Annotated in this window: 21 protein-coding genes and 1 pseudogene; 10 read left to right on the top strand and 12 right to left on the bottom strand. The window is 36.2% G+C overall.

Features of this window, described 5'->3' with window-relative positions; translation table 11 throughout:
• Positions 1 to 61 precede the first annotated feature (61 nt).
• Positions 62 to 1,957 (top strand): M48 family metalloprotease, encoded by a 1,896-nt coding sequence (locus tag BZK16_RS04865; protein ID WP_077927779.1) that lies wholly within the window; start codon positions 62 to 64, stop codon positions 1,955 to 1,957.
• Positions 1,958 to 2,363: 406 nt separating this feature from the next.
• On the opposite strand, the gene msrB is transcribed toward BZK16_RS04865, so the two are convergent.
• The 3 genes from msrB to BZK16_RS04850 form a co-directional block, all read right to left on the bottom strand.
• A complete protein-coding gene (gene msrB, locus BZK16_RS04860; protein ID WP_077927778.1) occupies positions 2,364 to 2,795 on the bottom strand; it encodes a peptide-methionine (R)-S-oxide reductase MsrB in 432 nt (143 codons plus the stop codon).
• 10 nt (positions 2,796 to 2,805) lie between these two features.
• Complete coding sequence (locus BZK16_RS04855; protein WP_077927777.1) at positions 2,806 to 3,183, bottom strand: SirB2 family protein; 378 nt, start codon at positions 3,181 to 3,183, stop codon at positions 2,806 to 2,808.
• Positions 3,184 to 3,265: 82 nt separating this feature from the next.
• Positions 3,266 to 4,732, bottom strand: a complete 1,467-nt coding sequence (locus tag BZK16_RS04850; RefSeq protein WP_077927776.1) for a PucR family transcriptional regulator — start codon at positions 4,730 to 4,732, stop codon at positions 3,266 to 3,268.
• Between the two features lie 257 nt (positions 4,733 to 4,989).
• Between BZK16_RS04850 and BZK16_RS04845 the strand changes: the two genes are divergently transcribed.
• The 4 genes from BZK16_RS04845 (at position 4,990) to BZK16_RS04830 (ending at position 9,492) form a co-directional block, all read left to right on the top strand.
• Positions 4,990 to 6,324, top strand: coding sequence for an aromatic amino acid transport family protein (locus BZK16_RS04845; RefSeq protein ID WP_077927775.1), 1,335 nt, complete (start codon positions 4,990 to 4,992; stop codon positions 6,322 to 6,324).
• Positions 6,325 to 6,381: 57 nt separating this feature from the next.
• Positions 6,382 to 7,671 (top strand): 4-aminobutyrate--2-oxoglutarate transaminase, encoded by a 1,290-nt coding sequence (gene gabT / locus BZK16_RS04840; RefSeq protein ID WP_077927774.1) that lies wholly within the window; start codon positions 6,382 to 6,384, stop codon positions 7,669 to 7,671.
• 23 nt (positions 7,672 to 7,694) lie between these two features.
• Entirely contained in the window at positions 7,695 to 9,083 is a 1,389-nt protein-coding gene (locus BZK16_RS04835; protein ID WP_077927773.1) for an NAD-dependent succinate-semialdehyde dehydrogenase, read from the top strand.
• Positions 9,084 to 9,207: 124 nt separating this feature from the next.
• Positions 9,208 to 9,492: a hypothetical protein gene (locus tag BZK16_RS04830; RefSeq protein ID WP_077927772.1), complete on the top strand. Its 285-nt coding sequence runs from the start codon at positions 9,208 to 9,210 to the stop codon at positions 9,490 to 9,492.
• Between the two features lie 9 nt (positions 9,493 to 9,501).
• Here BZK16_RS04830 and BZK16_RS14130 read toward each other — a convergent pair.
• Both BZK16_RS14130 and BZK16_RS04825 read right to left on the bottom strand, forming a co-directional pair.
• Positions 9,502 to 9,618 (bottom strand): annotated as a pseudogene (locus tag BZK16_RS14130) (DNA polymerase III subunit chi); the annotation flags it as partial.
• A 64-nt stretch (positions 9,619 to 9,682) separates the two neighbouring features.
• Complete coding sequence (locus tag BZK16_RS04825) at positions 9,683 to 10,114, bottom strand: DNA polymerase III subunit chi (RefSeq protein WP_077927771.1); 432 nt, start codon at positions 10,112 to 10,114, stop codon at positions 9,683 to 9,685.
• A 113-nt stretch (positions 10,115 to 10,227) separates the two neighbouring features.
• On the opposite strand from BZK16_RS04825, the gene tgt reads away from it, so the two are divergent.
• From tgt to BZK16_RS04805, 4 genes are all read left to right on the top strand, one after another.
• Entirely contained in the window at positions 10,228 to 11,337 is a 1,110-nt protein-coding gene (gene tgt, locus BZK16_RS04820) for a tRNA guanosine(34) transglycosylase Tgt (RefSeq protein ID WP_077927770.1), read from the top strand.
• A gap of 3 nt (positions 11,338 to 11,340) precedes the next feature.
• Positions 11,341 to 12,405, top strand: coding sequence for an LPS export ABC transporter permease LptF (gene lptF, locus BZK16_RS04815; RefSeq protein ID WP_077927769.1), 1,065 nt, complete (start codon positions 11,341 to 11,343; stop codon positions 12,403 to 12,405).
• On the top strand, positions 12,405 to 13,760 hold the full coding sequence (lptG, locus tag BZK16_RS04810; RefSeq protein ID WP_233145198.1) for an LPS export ABC transporter permease LptG: 1,356 nt from the start codon (positions 12,405 to 12,407) through the stop codon (positions 13,758 to 13,760). The genes lptF and lptG overlap by 1 nt, the downstream gene beginning before the upstream one ends.
• A 28-nt stretch (positions 13,761 to 13,788) precedes the next feature.
• Positions 13,789 to 14,730, top strand: a complete 942-nt coding sequence (locus BZK16_RS04805) for an endonuclease/exonuclease/phosphatase family protein (protein WP_077927768.1) — start codon at positions 13,789 to 13,791, stop codon at positions 14,728 to 14,730.
• Between the two features lie 12 nt (positions 14,731 to 14,742).
• Here BZK16_RS04805 and BZK16_RS04800 read toward each other — a convergent pair whose 3' ends face one another.
• From BZK16_RS04800 to trkA, 3 genes are all read right to left on the bottom strand, one after another.
• Positions 14,743 to 15,003, bottom strand: a complete 261-nt coding sequence (locus BZK16_RS04800) for a hypothetical protein (protein WP_077927767.1) — start codon at positions 15,001 to 15,003, stop codon at positions 14,743 to 14,745.
• Positions 15,004 to 15,164: 161 nt separating this feature from the next.
• A complete protein-coding gene (locus tag BZK16_RS04795; RefSeq protein ID WP_077927766.1) occupies positions 15,165 to 16,373 on the bottom strand; it encodes an argininosuccinate synthase in 1,209 nt (402 codons plus the stop codon).
• Positions 16,374 to 16,396: 23 nt separating this feature from the next.
• Positions 16,397 to 17,785 (bottom strand): Trk system potassium transporter TrkA, encoded by a 1,389-nt coding sequence (gene trkA, locus BZK16_RS04790; RefSeq protein WP_077927765.1) that lies wholly within the window; start codon positions 17,783 to 17,785, stop codon positions 16,397 to 16,399.
• 203 nt (positions 17,786 to 17,988) lie between these two features.
• Between trkA and BZK16_RS04785 the strand changes: the two genes are divergently transcribed.
• On the top strand, positions 17,989 to 18,522 hold the full coding sequence (locus BZK16_RS04785) for a ZapG family protein (protein ID WP_077927764.1): 534 nt from the start codon (positions 17,989 to 17,991) through the stop codon (positions 18,520 to 18,522).
• Positions 18,523 to 18,598: 76 nt separating this feature from the next.
• On the opposite strand, the gene cysE is transcribed toward BZK16_RS04785, so the two are convergent.
• The 4 genes from cysE to BZK16_RS04760 form a co-directional block, all read right to left on the bottom strand.
• A complete protein-coding gene (gene cysE / locus BZK16_RS04780; RefSeq protein ID WP_077927763.1) occupies positions 18,599 to 19,360 on the bottom strand; it encodes a serine O-acetyltransferase in 762 nt (253 codons plus the stop codon).
• A gap of 375 nt (positions 19,361 to 19,735) precedes the next feature.
• Positions 19,736 to 20,500, bottom strand: coding sequence for an RNA methyltransferase (locus BZK16_RS04770; protein WP_077927761.1), 765 nt, complete (start codon positions 20,498 to 20,500; stop codon positions 19,736 to 19,738).
• 21 nt (positions 20,501 to 20,521) lie between these two features.
• On the bottom strand, positions 20,522 to 20,908 hold the full coding sequence (gene crcB / locus BZK16_RS04765; RefSeq protein WP_077927760.1) for a fluoride efflux transporter CrcB: 387 nt from the start codon (positions 20,906 to 20,908) through the stop codon (positions 20,522 to 20,524).
• Positions 20,909 to 21,058: 150 nt separating this feature from the next.
• Positions 21,059 to 21,730, bottom strand: coding sequence for an ATP-binding cassette domain-containing protein (locus BZK16_RS04760; protein WP_077927759.1), 672 nt, complete (start codon positions 21,728 to 21,730; stop codon positions 21,059 to 21,061).

Below are 21,730 nucleotides of genomic sequence, written 5' to 3'. Positions count from 1 at the left end.
ATAAGCCTAATCCACAATAATTACAATAGGTTGATAGGCACAGGATTAAAAGGTAATACACATGAAAAATTGGGAAAATAGACGTTCATATCTGCTTCAAAGTTCCATATTTATATTGGCATTTTTGGCTGTTTATACAATCACATCAATTGCAATGGGATTAGTTTTAGCATGGGCAACACCTGTGGATGCATGGGTATGGATCGTAATTTGTAATGTATTTATGTTGATCATGGTTTGGACGAAGTTTGTCGAAATGCGTGAAGGCGTGGATTATGTTATGCAGAAACTTGGGGCGATTGAGATTAATCAGTTTAATCAGCACCCAATTGTTGCAAGATATATGCAAGTTGTGACAGAAATGTCAGTAGCTGCGGGCATTTTGTTACCGCGCTTATTTATTTTACCATCATATGATATTAATGCTTTTGCGATTGCAACTGGGAAGAAAGATACAGCCATTGCTGTAACAGAAGGCTCGATTAGTCGCTTAACCCGTTCAGAATTACAAGCATTGATTGGGCATGAAATTAGCCATATTTTACATAAAGATCCAATTTTGAATTTTAAACTGATTGGTTGGCTATATGGTTTGCAGAGTATTTATTTGTATGGTTATACAATGTTTAGCTTTTTTACTCGTCATTTTATGGGAGATTTTGATACGATCAATCGATTTTGCTTAGGCTATAGCATGCGCACAATCGGTGCAGGGACAAGAGAGTTTGGTGATGGTAATAGCTTATTCCCTGTGTTTATTATGATTGTTATGTCTCCTGTGATTATATTAAGCCTGCTGATTATGTGTGTAGGTGCGATTGGCGCAGTTTCTGCGAGAATTGTGAAAGCAATCATTTCTCGTCAACGAGAGTATTTGGCTGATTCTGAATCTGTGCGCTTTGTACGTGGCCGTTATATTGTGCAAGTTTTGGAAAAAATTGCTTTGTTAGAAGGTGATGAAGAGCAATACAATACAACTGCATTAGATGCAACACATCAAGAATTTGCACATTTTTATTTGCAGAATTATCAAGAGAAAACCAGTATTTTTGATACACATCCACCAATATTAAAACGCATTCGTAAGATTCAGCCAGCTTATCGCTTCCCAGGTAAATCTATGGTGCAAGTATTGGATCAGAAATTTGTAGATAGTAGTGAAAAAGATGACAGAATTTTGGTCTCTGCATTGCATGATTATGCATCCAGTAGGATCAATAATGCGAGTCACAATATTGTGATTGAATTAGGCTTGGATAAAAATAGCCAGAATATTTTTATGAAATTGGCAAAATGTTATGCTGCGTTTATAGCACCACATGATGCAGAAACTCGTCAGAAACAATTAGATTATCTGGGTTCAAAGTTATCGCCACAGTTATTTAATTTTGTGACTCGAGAAGCTAGTCGTTTAGAAAAAATGACGGATCTACAACGGTTACAATCTTTAACAAATGAACTGCCCAAAATGGATCATTTGGCAAAATTCCAAATTCAAGATATTGAAGATATTTGCCAAACTTTGATTGATATGGATAACAAGGTTTCATTGTCTGAGTATTGCATGATTTTGATTGTGCGTGTACATATCTCAAAAATTGGTAAAGAAGGCACCTTGGATTATTCAACGCACTTGGATTCGATTCAGATTTTTGAAAAGCCTTTGTCGCAGTTGCTGAGTATGACAACTACAATTATTTTTAGCCATAATCTTGAATCTGCAAAGCGTTGTTATGATGATGTTGCAGAGTTTTTGAATATCCAATTGCCTTTTAATAACGATTTATGCTGGCAGGAGGTTTTTGATGAAACCTTGCCGCTTATGAAAGGTTTATCGGTGCCTGATCAAGCAAAATTAGAAGATGTATTTATACAATTGAATGAGATGCCCAGATTAAATTCGGATGGGCAGTGCTTGTTGTTTATTTTACAAAGAGCATTTAACTTCTTGTATTAATTTTTTGGAATAAACTTCATCAGGTCATAATATTATTTGATGATGGTTTGATCAAAAAATAGTCGGTTATATGTATAACTTCTTGTTATTTTATCCATTAATATATTTTATTTTATATATAAATATTATTTATAATAAAAAATGTTATAAAATCATCTGAATAATATAAGAATATTAAATAATGAGAAAAGAGGTTTTTTTCTTAACATTATGATTTATATAGTAATGAAAGATGTAGGTGAGATAAGTTACTATTCATTGATTAATTATATTACTTAGACATAGCAAGCCCAAGGTCGTACTATAGGAACAGTTACTTCTTAACGCCTAATTAAGAAGTAACGATTATAATTATTACTTAACGTTGACTCCGCTAATGATTTGTAACAAATCATTAGCTTTTTTTTTATTCTTCAAATAAGAAGAACCACTGATTGTAACCTAGTTTTTCCATGTTGCCAAGTGGAATAAATTTAAGTGCTGCACCATTAACGCAGTGGCGCAAACCACCCATTTCTACAGGGCCATCAGGAAATACATGACCTAAATGTGAGTCTGCTTTTGGGCTTCTAATCTCTGTTCTGATCATGCCATGGCTATGATCTTTGATGTTAACCAAATCAACTAAGGAACGACTAAAAGATGGCCAGCCACATCCAGCATCAAATTTATCTCTGGAAGAGTAGAGTGCTTCACCACTGACAATATCAACATAAATACCATCTTCAAATAAATCATTGTATTCACTTGTAAATGGTCTTTCTGTGCCATTTTCTTGAGTGACATAATAAGACAAATCTGAGAGGGTTTCTTTGAGTTCTTTTTTACGATCAGTCATAACTATTACCTTAGAAAGGTTTTGCTAAAGCTAAATACACCATAAAACCAACGGACAACATTGATAGCCCATAACCTAAGAATGCTTTAGATGATCTTGCTGGAGATTTGATTGCCATAAAGCCAAAGCCAATATAGATCACTAGCAAAACCAGTTTTAAACCTAACCAATTAGCATTAACAAATGGGATAAATTTAACTGTATAAGCCATCATTGCACCAGTGATTAACAACAACGTATCGTTGACATGTGGCACAATGCGGAAAATCTTATGCAAAGGTTTATTGGGTGCACATTGCTTCCAAAAGAATCGGAAATTCAGTAAGCACAATGTGATGACAACAAACATTAGGTGGGAATGTTTCATCGCAGTGTAATAAGCAAACATGATGGCCTCAAAAAATGAATTTTATAGTCAGACAATCATTCTAGTACTTATTTTAAGATATTGGTGTAATTGTCCAAATAATTTATTCTTCAATGATACCTAAAATTTCTCCTGCTTTTAAAGCAATCCATAGTTCAACAATATCAGCAGTAGAGTTGAGCTGGCGTTGCGTCATTTCTTGAATTTTTTGAATACGATACACTAATGTCTGTTTATGAATGTGTAGAATTTTAGAGGTTTTCTCCCAAGCTCGATCATTTTCTAAAAAAGCTTTGAGTGTATGAATATAGCGTGTGTTTTTATTTAAATCATTGGCATAAAGCATGCCTAAATTGAATTCAAATATTTTCTGAGCTTCTTCAATGCTTTTAGGCAATGTCTGCTTGGAATAGTTTTGTTCTGCATAATATTGTGCGGGAAATTCTTTGGAACAGTTTTTAAATGCTAAAGATGCCTCTTGAAATGCATCATGAATTCTGTGTGTTTTTTTAATAACGTCACTAATACCAATCATGGGAAAGAGTTGGATTAGCTTAGTCAAATGTGCTTTATCTGCCATTAATACAACACGATCTTGCTTAAATAATACTAATCCATTGATGCCAAATTTAAACAAAAATTTCTTATAGTTAATATTTTTGTGGGGCTTAGCAATGAGCATGCAACTACTGTTTGTTTTAATGTGAAAACTTGGTAATTTTTTATCAATGTAACTTTCACTCACATTTTCATTTAAAATATCATCTAAAAATTCACCGCTTTGTGTGATTCTTTGGTAGAAATGATCTTTTTTACTTTCTAAATATAAGCTAAAGAGCAGAGCAAGATTTTGTAATAAATCTAAACTGATATTGTTATCAGCAACAATTAATGTAAATCCTTGCGCTTTAAGTGGTACCGCATGCAAAGTCACAGAGGATTTTTGATAGATTTTTTGAATCTCAGTTGCCTTGAAATCAAAATCTAATAAACGGCTTTGAATATCTGCTGGTGTTGGTATGCAGTTAAACAGAGCTTCTGTCGGGCTATCTATATTGATCAAATAAAGTGGCATATTGAGAAGGTTATGAATGCGCTCCATTAGATCTTTGACATTATGCTCTTTGATTAGCTCTTGGGTATTTTCATAAAGCACTTTGCTGAGTTGATGGTTGATGAGATCTTTTTTATCTTTATTGGCTTCGTGAACGATGCGGGCAATCTCAATGAATGGTGTGTGGTAATCAATGAACAGTACAGGGAACTTGTGTGCATTGGCCACATCAATCAACGTGCTTAAATCTTCAGGCGCACTCATATTGTCAGAAATCATCAAACCTGATAAATCTGCATCAATGATTCTTTGGATGTAGTCTTTCTGTTTCTCAGCAGTTTTTGGGATGCCTAATCCTGTTGTCATGATGAGGTAATTGGGTTGAACCCATTCACTAGGATTTTCTAGTTCAGAAGTATGTGCCCAGACAATTTTTTTATCTATCCCTTTGTCTTCACTTAATAATTTTATTTTAAGCGCTGGCATGTTGATTAAATTTCTTATGGTGAGTTGCATATTTGCCTTTTAAATCTCTTTCATACGATCGTATGAATTTAGCATATATTTCATTATTTTTATCTAATTGTTATAAATTACAGAACGCAATACTATCACTCAGTCGAAAAAATTATGAGTTAGAGAGGTATTGTTAGGCAGAGATATTCGGAGAATGGCTTGAAATAGAGATTAATTGCAAATATATGAGACTTCACACTAGCTACAATTAGCATACTAATATTAAGAAGCTCACCAAAGAGAAATGAGGAGAGGATATGAATTCCATAAATACTGGAGGCTTAGTTGAGCCTGCAAATGGTTTTGCGAGCGCAGAACCTATCGAACGAGAGAGCAGCGAAGCAACAGAAACATTGGTTGCTAAAAAATTAACATTGCTAGAAGGCGTAGCAATGATTGTGGGTACAAATATCGGTGCGGGTGTTTTAGCTATTCCATATGCATCAAGAAATTCAGGATTTTTACCACTGTTTTTATGGTTGATTGTGATTGGAACCATTACGACTATCACAATGCTTTATGTTGCTGAAGCATCTTTACGCACAAAGTCACATTTTCAATTGAGTGGTTTGGCGCGCAAATATGTTGGTAGAATTGGTTCTTGGTTCATTTTTATCTCGATTTTTGCCAATAGTACAGGTGCATTGATTGCTTATATGGCGGGCAGCGGTCGCTTAATGAACCAGTTATTTGGCATTCCTAACCAATTTGGTAGTTTAATTTTTGCAGTGCCAGCGATTGGTATCTTGTATGCAGGATTAAAAGCAATTGGTAAAGGTGAAAAATATATCAGTATTACGATGGTTGTATTAATCATTGTTTTATCTTTAGCAACGATTTTTAATGTGAATACAAAAATTGAGAATTTAATGGAAGGCCAGTGGTCTTACATGATTCCTATCATTTATTTAGTTGTATTCGCTTATTCAGCGCAATACATTGTGCCAGAAATTGCGCGTGGCTTTGCACATAAACCAAAGCAATTGCCGAAAGCAATCGTCATCGGCATGATCTGTACATTCTTATTGTTATCAACAGTTGCTTTATCCGTGATCTCATTGGCAGGCATCAATGAAGTGGATGAAATCGCAACCATTACTTGGGGACGTTATTTAGGTTCTTGGGCTGCTTTAACGGCTAACTTATTTGCATTGTGTGCAATGTTGACATCCTATTGGGGATTAGGCGGTAGCTATTTCACAAATATCTTCGACCAATTCAAATTAGGTTCAGAAACAAATAAATTACGTCGTTTAACCGTTTTAGCAATCATTTCTGTACCGCCATTCATTTTAGCTTATAGAGAAATGGTTTCATTTGGCCGAGCATTAGAATTTGCAGGTGCAGTTGGTGGTGTGATTCTAGCCATTGTGCCTATCTTAATGCTTAGAAGCTCACGTAAAAATGGTGATATCACACCTGAGTGGCAGTGTAATCGTTTCATTACAAGCCCAGTGATCCAAACAATCATAGTTTTACTATATAGCTTTGCAGCCATCTATGCTGTATGTGATTTGCTATATAACATCGATTTGTTACCGACATCCATTGAAGAGATGTTGATCAGCTTGAATGTGTTTGTTCCTAAATAATTTTATCTACTAAATCATTCAAAAATTTTAAATTTATTTAATTTGTAGGAGTTTATCGTGAGTAATTTACAAGAATTGCGTGAGAAATATGTTGCACGTGGTGTGAGCACTGGTAACTTAAATGTTGCAGTAACAGCTAAAAATGCAACAGTGGTGATGGAAGATGGTAGAGAATATATCGATTTTGCAGGTGCCATTGGTGTAATGAACGTTGGTCATAGCCATCCAAAAGTGATCGAAGCTGTTAAAGCGCAATTGGAACATTTCACGCATCCTGGTTTTAACGTTGTGATGTATGAAGGTTACATTCAAGTTTGTAAAAAACTTTGTGAAATTACAGCAGGTGATCATGAAAAGAAAGCAATCTTATTAAATTCAGGCGCTGAAGCCGTAGAAAATGCTGTAAAAATTGCTCGTCGTTTCACTGGTAAGTCAGGTGTTGTTGTATTCAATCGTGCATTCCACGGTCGTACAAATTTAACAATGGGTATGACAAGTAAAGTAAAACCTTATAAAGAAGGTTTTGGCCCATTTAACTCTGATGTATTCCAAGCACCATTCCCGTTCACTTATGAACGTCCAAAAGGCATGAGTGAAGATCAGTATATTGATGGAGTGATTGCTGCTTTTGATGAATTCTTTAGAGGCACAGCTTGCCCAAGCATGGTTGCTTGTGTGGTGATGGAGCCTGTACAAGGTGAAGGTGGTTTCATTATTCCTCCTAAGCGTTTTGTTGAGCATGTTTATAATTTCTGTCAAGAAAATGGCATTGTATTTGTTGCTGATGAAATCCAAGCAGGTTTCAGTCGTACAGGTAAATTATTTGCGATGGAACATTTTGACATTGTGCCTGATTTGATGACAACATCTAAGTCATTAGCAGCAGGTATGCCATTAAGTGCTGTTGTCGGTCGTGCTGAAATTGTGAATGAGCCAACTACGGGTCAATTAGGTGGTACATTTGCAGGTAATCCATTGGCTTGTGCTGCTGCATTGGCTGTAATGGATATCGTTGAAGAAGAACAATTGAACGAAAAATCTGAGATTTTGGGTGCTAAATTAGAAGCATTCTTGAGAGAAGCTCAGAAAACTCATACTTATATTGGTGATATTCGTCGTTTGGGTGCAATGGTTGCTGCTGAATTGACAGATCCTGTCACAGGCTTGCCAGATGCAAAACGTACTAAAATCATTACTCAATATGCAAATGATAATGGATTGCTCTTATTATCAGCAGGTTTAAATTATAATGTTATCCGTTTCTTATCTCCATTAACAATCAGTGATGAAGAATTGGCTAAAGGTTTAGCAATTTTAGAAGCTGGTTTGGTAGAAGCAAATAAATAATTGTCGGTAAGGATTGAAATTCAATGAATGAATTGAAAGTGTATAATCCTGCAACAGGTGATCTATTGGCAACTTTGCCAATGGACACTCAGGATGAAATTGTTGCAAAGTTAAAGTCAGGTCATGATGCGTTTGTAGCTTGGCGCAATACTTCTGCTTATGAGCGTTCTGCTTTGATTTCAAAATGGGCTGATTTGATCATTCAGCATAAAGAATCCATTGCGAAAATAATGACAGAAGAGAATGGCAAGCCTTATAAAGAATCGTTGGGCGAAGTTGCTTATGCTGTGAGCTATTTAACTTGGTATGCAGAAGAAGCAAAGCGCATTTATGGTCGTACAATTCCTGCGGGTTCAACCAATAAGCGCATTGTTGTCACACGCCAAGGTGTTGGTTTGGTTGCTGCAATTACGCCATGGAACTTCCCAGCTGCGATGATGACTCGTAAAGCAGGGCCTGCATTAGCAGCAGGTTGCACATTTATCGTGAAACCAGCGGAAGATACACCATTGACCATGATTCGTTTGGTTGAATTGGCGCATGAAGCAGGCATTCCAAAAGATGTTGTACAGTGTGTGATTGGTGAAGGCGCGAAAGTTGGGCCTGTATTCACAGAAAGCCAATATGTGCGCAAGATCACATTCACAGGTTCAACGCCTGTGGGTAAACGCTTAATCAGCGAGAGCTCTAATACTGTGAAACATGTTTCCATGGAATTAGGTGGACATGCACCATTCATTATCTGTGAAGATGCTGACATCGATTTTGTGATTGGGCAAGCTGTAGCTTCTAAATTCCGTAATGCTGGTCAAACTTGTGTGTGTGCCAATCGTTTCATCGTTCATAAAAATGTATTGGTTGAGTTCAGTGAGAAATTTGCAGCAGCAGCCAAGGCATTAAAAATGGGCAATGGCATGGATGAAAGCACTGATATTGGTCCTTTGATCAATAAAAAAGGCTTTGATAAAGTCGCTGCGCAAATTGAAGATGCTAAAGCAAAAGGTGCTTCTGTATTAGCAGGCGGCAATGTTATTGTGAATGCAGAGAAAAATACTTTCTTTGTGGAGCCAACAGTATTGGGCAATGTAACATTGGATATGGATATTATGTCTGATGAAACATTTGGTCCAGTTGCGCCAATCATTAGCTTTGAATCTATTGATGAAGCATTGGCAATTGCAAATGGCACACCATTTGGTTTAGCTGCTTACTATTTCACGAATAATTACAAAATAGGTGTTTATCTACAAGATCATCTAGATTTTGGCATTATTGGTTGGAATGATGGTTTACCAAGTGCTGCGCAAGTTCCTTTTGGTGGCTTCAAAGAAAGTGGCTTAGGTCGAGAAGGCGGTATCGAAGGTATTGAGCCTTATTTAGAAACTAAGTATTTATCGATTGGTAATTTGTAAGTTTCCCTCGAAAAAGCGCTGTACATTGTATGATGTACGGCGCTTTTTTATGTTAAAGTGCTGAGCATAATTGAGAGGTACAGCGATGACTGTACATGACAGCAGAGAGTAAAGGATTATATAAATGTTCAAAAAACTTTGTATAGTGACCTTGATGGTTGCATCATTAAATTATGTTCAAGCAGAAGAGCCTGAAGTGCTTGAATTGCCAGAAGATGTTTTGGCTTTATCAGAAAAATCTAAAGAGTGTGCAAAATGGATTGAGTTATGGGATCCTTCTTTAGAAAAATCCCACAAAGATCATGTTGAAGCAAATGTGAATAGTGTTTGTTTAGCCATCATTGAAGAGCGCACAAAATTGATGGATAAATATAAAGATCATCCCGAGATTCTTGAGTATTTACAATAGGATTAACCACTATAGTTTGATTGTTTTAGGTTCAATCCCATTTTGGCGATAGAATTTAAAGCGTTCACGGCCACGTGCTAAATAACTCGGTTCGTTGTACAGAATCTCAATGATTCGATTATATTGATTAAAATTTTGANAATATAAAGATCATCCCGAGATTCTTGAGTATTTACAATAGGATTAACCACTATAGTTTGATTGTTTTAGGTTCAATCCCATTTTGGCGATAGAATTTAAAGCGTTCACGGCCACGTGCTAAATAACTCGGTTCGTTGTACAGAATCTCAATGATTCGATTATATTGATTAAAATTTTGAGGGACTTGATCTGCTAGTTGAATCAATAAGTCTTTTTTAGGCAAACTTGGCTCAAAGCTAGCTAAAATGATTGGGTCAATGTCATCCACTTCATCATCGGTGTTCACTAAAACATGTGGAATGAAACTAGTTTCAGAAAATGACCATAAATAATCATCAATGGGTTGTAAAATTTGAGGGTGATTGCTGTGAATCAGCACTTGGTTTTCTGCTTCATGGGCTTTGATTGTCAATTGCACGATTGTTTTATAAAAGTCTTTGATATTGTTGCTTCCTAACACATAAAAAGATACGTTTGGCATAATTCATTCGCAAAATAAAAGCATTGTATGAAGTTTTTCTGAAAAAATCAGGATTAAAGGTTAAAATTCACGGTTTATATTTATTCCTATTGTAGATTAGGACATTAGAATTCATGAAATTTTCATTATTATCGACAGATGGCAATGCTCGCCGTGGTCGATTGACATTTGAAAGAGGCGTAGTTGAAACGCCAATCTTTATGCCAGTAGGCACAATTGCTACTGTTAAAGGCTTAACGCCAAAGAATTTATTAGAAGCCAATGCTCAAATTATCTTGGGTAATACATTCCATTTATGGTTGCGCCCTGGTTTGGATGTGATCAATGCGCATGGTGATTTACATGATTTCATGAAATGGGATAAACCGATCTTAACGGATTCAGGTGGTTTCCAGGTATTCTCATTAGCAGAATTACGTAAAATTACAGAAGAAGGTGTAACGTTTAGATCACCATTTGATGGTCGTAAATGCTTTTTAGATCCTGAAACATCGATGGAAATCCAGCGCCGTTTAGGCTCTGATATTGTGATGGCATTCGATGAATGTACACCATATCCTGCTGATTATGAAACTGCTCGTAAATCAATGGAAATGTCCATGCGTTGGGCGAAGCGCTCTAAAGATGCGTTTGAAGGTAATCCTAATGCGTTATTTGGTATTGTTCAAGGCGGTATGCACGAAGAGTTAAGAACACGTTCTATCGAAGCTTTGCTAGACATTGATTTCCATGGTTATGCTGTAGGTGGTTTAGCTGTGGGTGAACCAATGGAAGAACGCCATCGCATTTTGGAACATTTAACACCACAAATGCGTGCTGATAAACCTCGTTACTTAATGGGTGTTGGTAAGCCAGAAGATTTAGTGGAAGGTGTTGAGCGCGGTATTGATATGTTTGACTGCGTAATGCCAACACGTAATGCTCGTAATGGCCATTTATTTACGCGTTTTGGTGATGTTCGCATTCGTAATGAAAAATACAAATTCGATACCAATCCAGTGGATCCAAGCTGTACGTGTTATACATGTCAAAATTTCTCACGCAGCTATTTGCGCCATTTGGATAAAACAAAAGAAATTTTGGGTGCACATTTAAATAGTATTCATAATATTCACTATTATTTACAATTGATGCAAGAAGTTCGTGATAGTTTGGATGCAGGTAAGTTCCAAGAGTTTAAACGCAAGTTCTATAGCGATCGCCAAACCCTTTCAAAGGATTAATTGATGCGCATTATCCGCCATTATATTTCACGTGAAATATTATTTACTTTTAGTGCTACGTTGATTGTTTTGCTAGCCATTTTGTTAGTACAGCGTTTGGCGTTGTTATTGACAGAAGTGATTAATGGCGGAATTTCTCCCAATATTATCTTGTCGATGATTGGGATACAGATTTTAAGATTTGTTGCAGAATTAGTGCCGTTAAGCTTTTTATTAGCATCCATTGCTGCATTTGGGCGTTTATATAAAGATTCAGAAATGACGGCAATGTTCGCTTTGGGCATGCCGCTATCAGCGTTATATCGTTTACTGTTTCAAATGGCAATACCTTTTGCGGCGATTTTGTTATTGCTAAATTTTTTCTTGATACCTTATTTTTCTATGCATTTTCATGATGTTCAGCAGCAAGCAAGAGAAGAGGCACAGTTAACAATTATTAAAGCTGGAACATTTAAAGAGTTGTCTCGTGGCAAGAATATTGTCTATGTCAAAGAAATTTCTGAGAATCAACAGGAAATTCAAGATGTATTCATTAAAACATTGGGGAGAGATGGAGAATACTCTATTACTCTTGCAAAATCAGGGCGTCAAGAAGTTGCCCCTGAGTTAGGTACTAGATTTTTAATTTTAAAAGATGGTAATCGTTATACTTTTACAAATAATGGCTCTGTTGATGTATTAAATTATCAAGAAATAATTTTGCGTTTAGATGGCAGTGGGGAGCAGGTTATTCCTAAGATGGCAGCATTTTCTAGTTCTGATTTGATAGAGCGATTAGATTTGATCTTCTTTCAAATGGAGTTTGAAAGACGATTATCATCAGCCATTAGTTTATTGATCATTGTATTGATGATTCCAGCATTAGCTCATTCAGGGCCAAGACAAGGGCGATTTGGCAATTTATTAGCAGCAATTTTTATCTATGTTATCTACTTTAACTTATTAAATCTTGCGCAAACATGGATGAGAAAAGGCATTACACCATATTGGTTGGGATTATGGTGGGTGCATGTTGTTATGTTAGCGATTGCAGCTGTGATTGCATATCGATTCAGTAAGCGGATGTAATGATGATAAAAATAGATCGCTATATTTTATGGACAACTTTCATCACGGTGATTGGTAGCTTAGTGTTGCTATCAATCATTGAAACATTTTTTACGTTCTTGAATGAATTGGGTGATGTTGGGCAAGAGAATTATAAGGTTTCAGATGTATTGTTATATCTCTTGTATGATTTGCCTGTTCGTTTGAATCGGATGATTCCTATGGGGCTGTTACTGGGCATTCTCATTGGTTTGGGGCAATTAGCTTCCACCAATGAATTAACTGTAATGCGTGCAGCGACTTTGAGTAAATTCCGTATATTACGTGGTGCGATTTTTACTGTCATTATTATGAGTATTTTCTCCGTCTTTCTGAGTGAAGTGGTGATTCCTAAAAGCTCTGTACAAGCTGAAATTTATCAAAATAAACAAAGTAATAAAACAGTTGTGCAAGATGGCTTCTGGGCAATTTCTAATTCAGAAATTTTGNTGCCTGTTCGTTTGAATCGGATGATTCCTATGGGGCTGTTACTGGGCATTCTCATTGGTTTGGGGCAATTAGCTTCCACCAATGAATTAACTGTAATGCGTGCAGCGACTTTGAGTAAATTCCGTATATTACGTGGTGCGATTTTTACTGTCATTATTATGAGTATTTTCTCCGTCTTTCTGAGTGAAGTGGTGATTCCTAAAAGCTCTGTACAAGCTGAAATTTATCAAAATAAACAAAGTAATAAAACAGTTGTGCAAGATGGCTTCTGGGCAATTTCTAATTCAGAAATTTTGAATGTATCTGCGATTCATGATGGTAATCTCAAAAATATCACAATGTTTGATATTGAAGGGCAAACAATTAAGAATATCATTCAAGCCCCTGATGCACGATTAGATCGAAAAGATTGGATCATGCCTGAAATTCAGAAGGTCACTTTTGAAGATGAAATCATTGTGCATTCTTCAGAATCTAATATTGTTGTGCCTAATTTAATTGATAAGCGCATTTTGGATGCATTGATTGCGAAACCAGAAAACTTGTCCATCAAAAATCTCTGGCGTTTTATTCGTTATATGGAAAATAATGGTTTGGATAGCTCAGAATATCGTTTGGCATTTTGGACGAAAATTTTCAGCCCATTGATGAACTTTGTAATGCTGGTGATCGTTGCACCATTGATTTTCTCGCAAAACCGACAAGGCAATTTAGGTATGAGAATCTTCTTGGGCATTATGATAGGTTTGGTCATTTATCTTGCCACAAGAATATTGAGCCATACGATTTTGATTTTTGGCTATCCACCAATCGTAGGTGCGATTTTACCTATCATTGTGGCGTTGCTTATTGCCTTTATATTATTTAAATTTGTGGCATCTAAATAAAATTTAATCGCTGTCATAAGGGATTAAGATGAAAAAGAATAATAAACACAAAATCATCGCGGGCATTAAAAAAAGATTACGGATCATTGCAATATTATCTGTAGCTGCTTTTGTATTGGGGAAACTTGGGAAAATATATTGGATTTTTGATTTATTTAGCCATTTTACTTGGCTCTATTTGATTGGTTCAGTTGTTGGCATTTTTGTTTTCAAAAGAATCATCATTAAAGTGTTGTTCTGTGCGATGGTTCTTAGCTTGCTATATATTTCCATGAAGCCAATGCAGTTTGTTCAATCTAGAAAAGACTGGCCACAAAACCAGGTCAATTTAGTGAGTTATAATTTGAGCTTCGATCATAATGAAAAGATGAAAGAGCTAATCAAATTAGAAGCAGAAATGAGCGACCCTAATTTAGTTTTATTTGCGATTGAATATGGCTCTGAATGGGATGATGTTTTTAAATTAAAATATAAAAATTTATACCAATGTGGAAAAACCGATGATTCACCATTTGGTTTAGCATTATACAGCCCATTAAAATTCGACCGTTGTGAGGTTTTATATCCAATGAAAGGATTAAAGCAATATCCTTATGTTCGTGCAGAATATCAAGAATTAGTGATTTATGGTATTCATCCACCGCCACCAATTAATGCTGAACTAGCCAATATTAGAGATGAAAGCTTGATGAATCTTGCAGTACAAATAGGCAATGAAAAATCAAATGCAGTCGTTGTGATGGGTGATTTTAATATTTCTCCATATTCACCAGTTTTTAAAGATTTTGTGAGTGTGGCTAGAGTATTTGAGACTAAAAATAGATTAATCCCAACGTGGTCATTAGGGTTAATTAATATTGATCATATATTGGTGAGAAACTTAGAGTTTTCGGAAATGGACGGCAGTCGAATTGGTTGGTGGCGAGGATCAGATCATCGACCAATATTTTTGAATTATCGATATTATTAAATTCAACAGAATCTATTTATCTTGTTTTTTATCACTCCATAGTGCCATTTTTTGTTCAATAGTTAGCTCACCTTTGTATTTTTTCCTAAATATATATAAGAGAACTGTGAAGATTGGGAAAAGTGCTCGAGCATATGGAAAAAGTGGAGAGTTGATATATAAAAAGGGCAATCTACGAGTTGGCACTTCACTTGGAAAGAAAATTAGCATAATACTGATGATTAATGCCATGACTAATAAGGCTTCTATCACAACTCTTTGTTTACCATCCATCAGATTCTTCCTGTGCCAATATATTAATAGTTATGCAGTATTATAGCGTTTATTAAATAAATTGTGATTGATAAAAATAGGATGATTTAGATAATAGAAATAATATTTGGATAATAAAAAAACCTGCCGAAGCAGGTTTTTTGAATTTAATTAATGAGCAATTATTTTGCTTTACGCTTAGCAGCAGTACGTAAACGCAATGCATTTAACTTAATGAAACCGCTTGCATCTTTTTGATCATATGCACCAGCATCATCTTCAAATGTTGCAATGCTTTCATCAAACAATGATTCATCAGATTTACGGCCAACAACGATGACATTGCCTTTGTACAATTTCAAACGCACAACGCCTGAAACGTGTTCTTGTGATTTGTCGATTGCTGCTTGTAACATTTCACGCTCTGGGCTCCACCAGTAACCATTGTAGATCAATGATGCATAACGAGGCATCATTTCATCTTTCAAGTGAGCAGCTTCACGATCTAAAGTGATAGATTCGATTGCACGGTGAGCTTTCAAAATTACTGTGCCTGCTGGTGTTTCATAGCAACCACGTGCTTTCATGCCTACATAACGGTTTTCAACGATATCAACACGACCAACGCCATTTGCACCAGCGATTTTGTTCAATTCAGCCATTACAGTTGCAGGTGATTTTGCAACGCCATCGATTGCGACAACGTCACCTTTTTCGAATGTTAATTCGATGTATGTTGCTGTATCTGGCGCTTCTTCAGGAGAAACAGTCCAGCGCCACATATCAGCTTCTGGTTCAGTCCATGGATCTTCCAATACTAAACCTTCATAAGAGATGTGTAATAAGTTTGCATCCATTGAATATGGAGATTTTTTACCACCACGATCAATAGAAATATTGTTCTTTTCAGCGTAGTTCAACAATTTTTCACGAGACATTAAATCCCATTCACGCCAAGGTGCGATCACTTTAACGTCTGGTTTCAATGCGTATGCACCCAATTCAAAACGAACTTGGTCATTGCCTTTACCTGTTGCGCCATGAGAAATTGCATCTGCATTTGTTTCGTTAGCAATTTCGATCAAACGTTTTGCAATCAATGGACGCGCGATAGAAGTACCTAATAAGTACTCGCCTTCATAGATTGTATTTGCGCGGAACATTGGGAAAATGAAATCACGTGCAAATTCTTCACGTAAGTCATCGATGTAAATTTCTTTTACGCCCATTGCTTGTGCTTTAGCACGCGCAGGTTCAACTTCTTCGCCTTGGCCTAAATCAGCTGTGAATGTTACAACTTCACATTGATACTCATCTTGTAACCATTTTAGGATTACAGATGTATCTAAGCCACCAGAATAGGCTAGAACAACCTTATTCACTTTACTCATTAATAAACTCTCCTACTGAAATGTTAATCATTATTACCTTTGATTTGGCAAAGGAATTCCAAATCAGGAATACTTTGCTTATTTGAAATGAAGAAGATCATGTGATCATTTTCTTCTATCATTGAAGTTCTGTGAGATACGATAACTTGCTGTCTACGAATGATACCTGCTAAAGTAATGCCTTCTGGCCAATCAATTTCATCCACAACACGCCCAATAATTTTGGATGTTTCTGGTGTACCATGCGCAACTAATTCAATCGCTTCTAAATCGCCTGTGCCCAATGAATAAAGTTGAACAACATCGCCTTTACGAATGTAGGTTAACAATACACCCAATGTCACTTGTTGTGGTGAGAAAGCGATATCAATATTGGATTCATTTTCCACTAAGTCAACAAATGCACTTCGGTTGATCAGTGTAATCACACGTTTTGCGCCCAAGCGTTTTGCAAGCATGCTGGATAAGATATTTGTTTGCTCATCTTCTGTAACAGCACAATAAACATCGATTTGATCAATGTTCTCTTCGTATAACAAAGATTCATCTGTACAGTCGCCATTAAGCACCAAAGCATTTTTTAAATGTGAAGTTAAGCGAGCGGCGCTTTTCTTATCGATTTCGATAATTTTAACGCGCAAATCATCTTCTAATGCGCTTGCTAAACGATAACCAATGTTGCCACCGCCAGCGATCATCACTTTTTTAGCAATTTTTGTGGAAGGGCGAATTTCTGCCATGACTAATTTTGCATGTTTTTGTGGGCAGAGATAATAAACTTCATCGCCTTCTAAGATCACTGTTTCACCACTGAGTTCTAATGCTTCATCACCGCGGAAAATGGCAACAATGCGAACATCGATGTTAGGTAAGTGGTTGGGCAAATCTTTAATGGGCGAACCTACTAAACGGCCACCTTCTTCAGCTTCAGCCGCAACGATTAATACACGACCACGATCAAAGCGTAGAACTTGCTGTGCGCCAGGTAAGTTAATAATATTTTTTAAGCGCTCTTTCACTAATATTTCAGGGCTGATGATCACATCAATATTGAAGGCTTTTTCTAATTCATGACCAAAAATATCAGCATATTCAATGTATGATTGAGAGCGAATGCGGGCAATTTTTAATCGAACATTGAATAATGTATGCGCCAATTGGCACGCAATCATATTCACTTCGTCACTTGAGGTTACCGCAATGATAATGTCGGTTTCTTTTGCACCAGCTTCGTCTAGGACATGAGGAAGAGAAGCACTACCCACAACCGTTCTAATGTCATAGCGATCCTGCAGATTCGCTAAAACATTGGCATCCACATCGACAATTGTCACTTCGTGTTTTGCCTCTTGTGAAAGAATGTTTGCGGCGTTAGAGCCAACTTGTCCTGCGCCTAGAATTAAGATTTTCATATAAAGACACAATTTTAAAAAGAAAGCAGATCATTGTATGGAGTTAAGGCATAGTTTTCAACAAATAATTGATTTTTGCCTACTTCAAATCAATAAGTTTTCTGGATGACTGAAAATAATTAATTTTAAATGGCTATGAATAGTATAATCAAGGATCATATTAAAGATTAATGGTTATCAATCTATCTGTTGAGGAGTTTAAAATGGGCGAATACTTAATTGCATTTATCTTGGGTGGTGTTGCAGGCATCGTGATTGGTTTGATCGTAGGTCGCATGGGTAATTCAAATGCTGATGTTGTGGCAAAATTGAATAAAGAATTGGATGAAGTGAAAGAAAAATTAAAACAACAAACAGAGCACTTCGCAGAAAGCGAGAATATGCTTCATAAAATTGGCACAGATCTAAAAGATCTTTATCAGCACATGAGTAAAAACGAAATCTCTACATTGAAAGAAAAATTCAAAGGTTTAGTGATTGAAGCAGATGCTCAAGTGGACGAAATTGCACATAAAACTGAGGATGCTGTGAAAGACGTAAAAGAGACAGTTAAAAATGTTAAAGATGAAGTTGTAGAAAAAGCTGCTGACATCAAAGATAAAACGGAAGAAAAAGTAGAAGAGATCAAAGAGAAAGTCGTTGATCAAGCAACAGAAGCTAAAGAAAAAACTCAAGATGAAGTAGATAAAATCATTGATGAGTTGGCTGATCATTCTGAAAAGAAAGATCAAAAATAATTAATTTTGCTGTATTAAAAAATTAGGTTAAATAAAAAAGGTTAGAGAAATTCTAACCTTTTTTGTTATCTCAATTTTATGATTGATCTTTAGGTGATTGGCTAAATGCTTCGAGATCATCCAATTCTTTTTGTTGAAGATTAGGCACTTTAGTGCAGATTTGAATATTTTGTGCTTCTAACTCTTTGCAAATATTCTTTAAGCTATTATCCAAGCTTTGAATATGATCTAACAATAGATTGATGGCAGTTGCTGCTGGATCTGGCGTATCATTTTCAACACCATAAGCAGTGAATAGCTTATTTGTGATTTCTGCTGTAATGGTATCTTTTTTAATTACTCGGGCAGGAATACCAACCGCAGTTGAGTTTTCAGGTACTGCTTTAGTTACAACGGAATTAGAACCCACTTTTGCATTATCACCTAAAGTGATCGGGCCTAAAATTTTAGCTCCTGCACCAATGATGACATTGTTTCCTAAAGTAGGATGACGTTTGCCTTCATTTAAGCTTGTCCCACCTAAAGTTACGCCATGATATAACGTACAATCATCACCAATCTCAGTGGTTTCACCAATCACAACGCCCATTCCATGATCAATAAAAAATCGACGGCCAATTTTAGCACCAGGATGGATTTCAATGCCTGTTAAAAATCTTGTTACCGTTGATAGCCAACGCGCAATGAGTTTTAAATGATGATTCCATAGATAATGTGAAATTCTATGTCCCCACAAAGCCCATAAACCAGGATAAGCAACCAATACTTCAATGGTATTACGTGCTGCTGGATCTTTAGCATGAATGGTTTGGATGTCTTCTTTGATATATTTAATCATGGTTAATCTTTCTGTTGAGGGAAGTTAAAATCCCACGTAATAAATGAATTTCTTGAACTGTGAGATCGCGTTTTTGGAATAAATGGCGGATCTTCTTCATGATATTTTTAGGTTCAGCAGGATCTAAAAACTTAGTTTGGAATAGGATATCTTGTAGCTGCTCATAAAAGCCTTCACGCATTTCACCTGTTGCCAATTCATCTGTCGCTTCAGTTGCTTGAATCAATGGTAATGCTAATGCTTGTTTATGAGCTTTATGTAATTCATAGCTCACAACTTGAATGGCCGCACTGATNATAAGCAACCAATACTTCAATGGTATTACGTGCTGCTGGATCTTTAGCATGAATGGTTTGGATGTCTTCTTTGATATATTTAATCATGGTTAATCTTTCTGTTGAGGGAAGTTAAAATCCCACGTAATAAATGAATTTCTTGAACTGTGAGATCGCGTTTTTGGAATAAATGGCGGATCTTCTTCATGATATTTTTAGGTTCAGCAGGATCTAAAAACTTAGTTTGGAATAGGATATCTTGTAGCTGCTCATAAAAGCCTTCACGCATTTCACCTGTTGCCAATTCATCTGTCGCTTCAGTTGCTTGAATCAATGGTAATGCTAATGCTTGTTTATGAGCTTTATGTAATTCATAGCTCACAACTTGAATGGCCGCACTGATGTTGAGCGAGTTATAACTATTTTCACTGGGGATTGTCATCATGCGTTGGCAAAGATCAATCTCTTCATTGGTTAAACCTGTGCGTTCTGTACCGAAGACGAAAGCAATTTTCTGTCCTTCATCTTTAATGCCTTGTAAAGCTTCAATTGCTGCTTCTTCCACTGTGTGCAATTTAGATGAAATATAGCGTGGGCGAGCAGTGGTTGCATATGCAACTTGGCAATCTTTTAATGCTTCTTCCAATGTTGGCACAACAATTGCGTTGTCTAAAACATCCACAGCGCCACTTGCTAATGAAATTGCTTCTTGGCTTGGAAATTGTTTAGGTTCAACCAATACTAGGTTATATAAGCCCATTACGCGCATTGCTCGAGCTGCTGCACCAATATTGCCCGAATGAGATGTTCGTACCATTACGATACGGATTTGATTCAATAATGTTTCTGGAAATGGTTTTTTCATGTGAACTTCAAAGACTAAAATTTAAGAGATCGCACGGCCAACAAATAAGCCACACAGTGCGAAGGTAATGCCTAAAATAATACTACTGCTAACATATAAAGCTAGCGTAAATATTTTACCTTCTTGGAGTAATTGCAAATTTTCAATAGAGAAAGTGGAGAATGTCGTATAACCACCACAAAAGCCTGTGATCAATAGATATTTTAATAATGTGTCATTGCCCATTTTCGGCAATAACCAAGTTGCTAAGATACCAATTAAGAAGGATCCAAGGATATTAATGGAAAATGTTGCTAAAGGGAATGATTGCTGCCAAAAGCGATTAATCATGAGCGCAGTAAAATGTCGGCTCATTGCGCCTAAGCCACCGCCTAATCCCACCATTAAAAATGCTAAGTAATGATTCATTCTCTGCTTAAAATATGAATTAAATTTTTATTGTATAGTGATTTTTTAAAAATTCCCAATAATACTCTTCGCTGTTAGTAAGGAGTATTATTTTTAAATGAATTTTGAGAGGACTGAGCTATATAAATATTTGTTGTGTGAAAAACAGCTTTAAGAGGTTTTCACAATATGCCCATTTTCAATCTCAATAATAGCATCGCCAAATACTTTGGCATCTTCAGGATCATGAGTGATCAATATCATAGGGATTTTGAGTTTCTCTTGTACTTCAGCTAATTCTTTTCGCATGATTGCTCGGAGATTGGTATCAAGAGCAGAAAATGGCTCATCCAATAAAATAGCTTTAGGGTTCACAATTAAAGCACGGGCAAGAGCAACTCGCTGTTTTTGTCCACCTGAAATTTCATCAGGATATTGAAATTGTATGCCTTCTAATTTAAAAAGTTCCAACCAATATTGCACGGCTTCTGATACAGAATGCTTTCGGCCATTGATGATGGAGTGATGCAGCGCAAAGCTAATATTTTGTGCCACATTTAAATGAGGAAATAGCGCATAGCTTTGGAAGAGATAAGCTAAGGATCTTTGCTGTGGTTTGAGGTTAATTTTATTTTTGGAATCAAATAAGCAACGATCTTGTAAAATAATTTTGCCTGAATCTGGTGTGATTAATCCTGCAATTGTTTTGAGTAAAACACTTTTGCCAGAACCTGAAGCACCTAAAATGACTAAACGATTGGCTTCTGTTTGATAAGTAGCATCCAATGTGAATGAACGCTTATAAGCTGTGAGGGTTTTATGAACTGAAAAATCAATATTCAT

This window comes from Wohlfahrtiimonas populi (assembly GCF_002006795.1).
GTDB classification, from domain to species: domain Bacteria; phylum Pseudomonadota; class Gammaproteobacteria; order Cardiobacteriales; family Wohlfahrtiimonadaceae; genus Wohlfahrtiimonas; species Wohlfahrtiimonas populi.
This window is presented reverse-complemented; position numbering and strand designations above follow the sequence as displayed.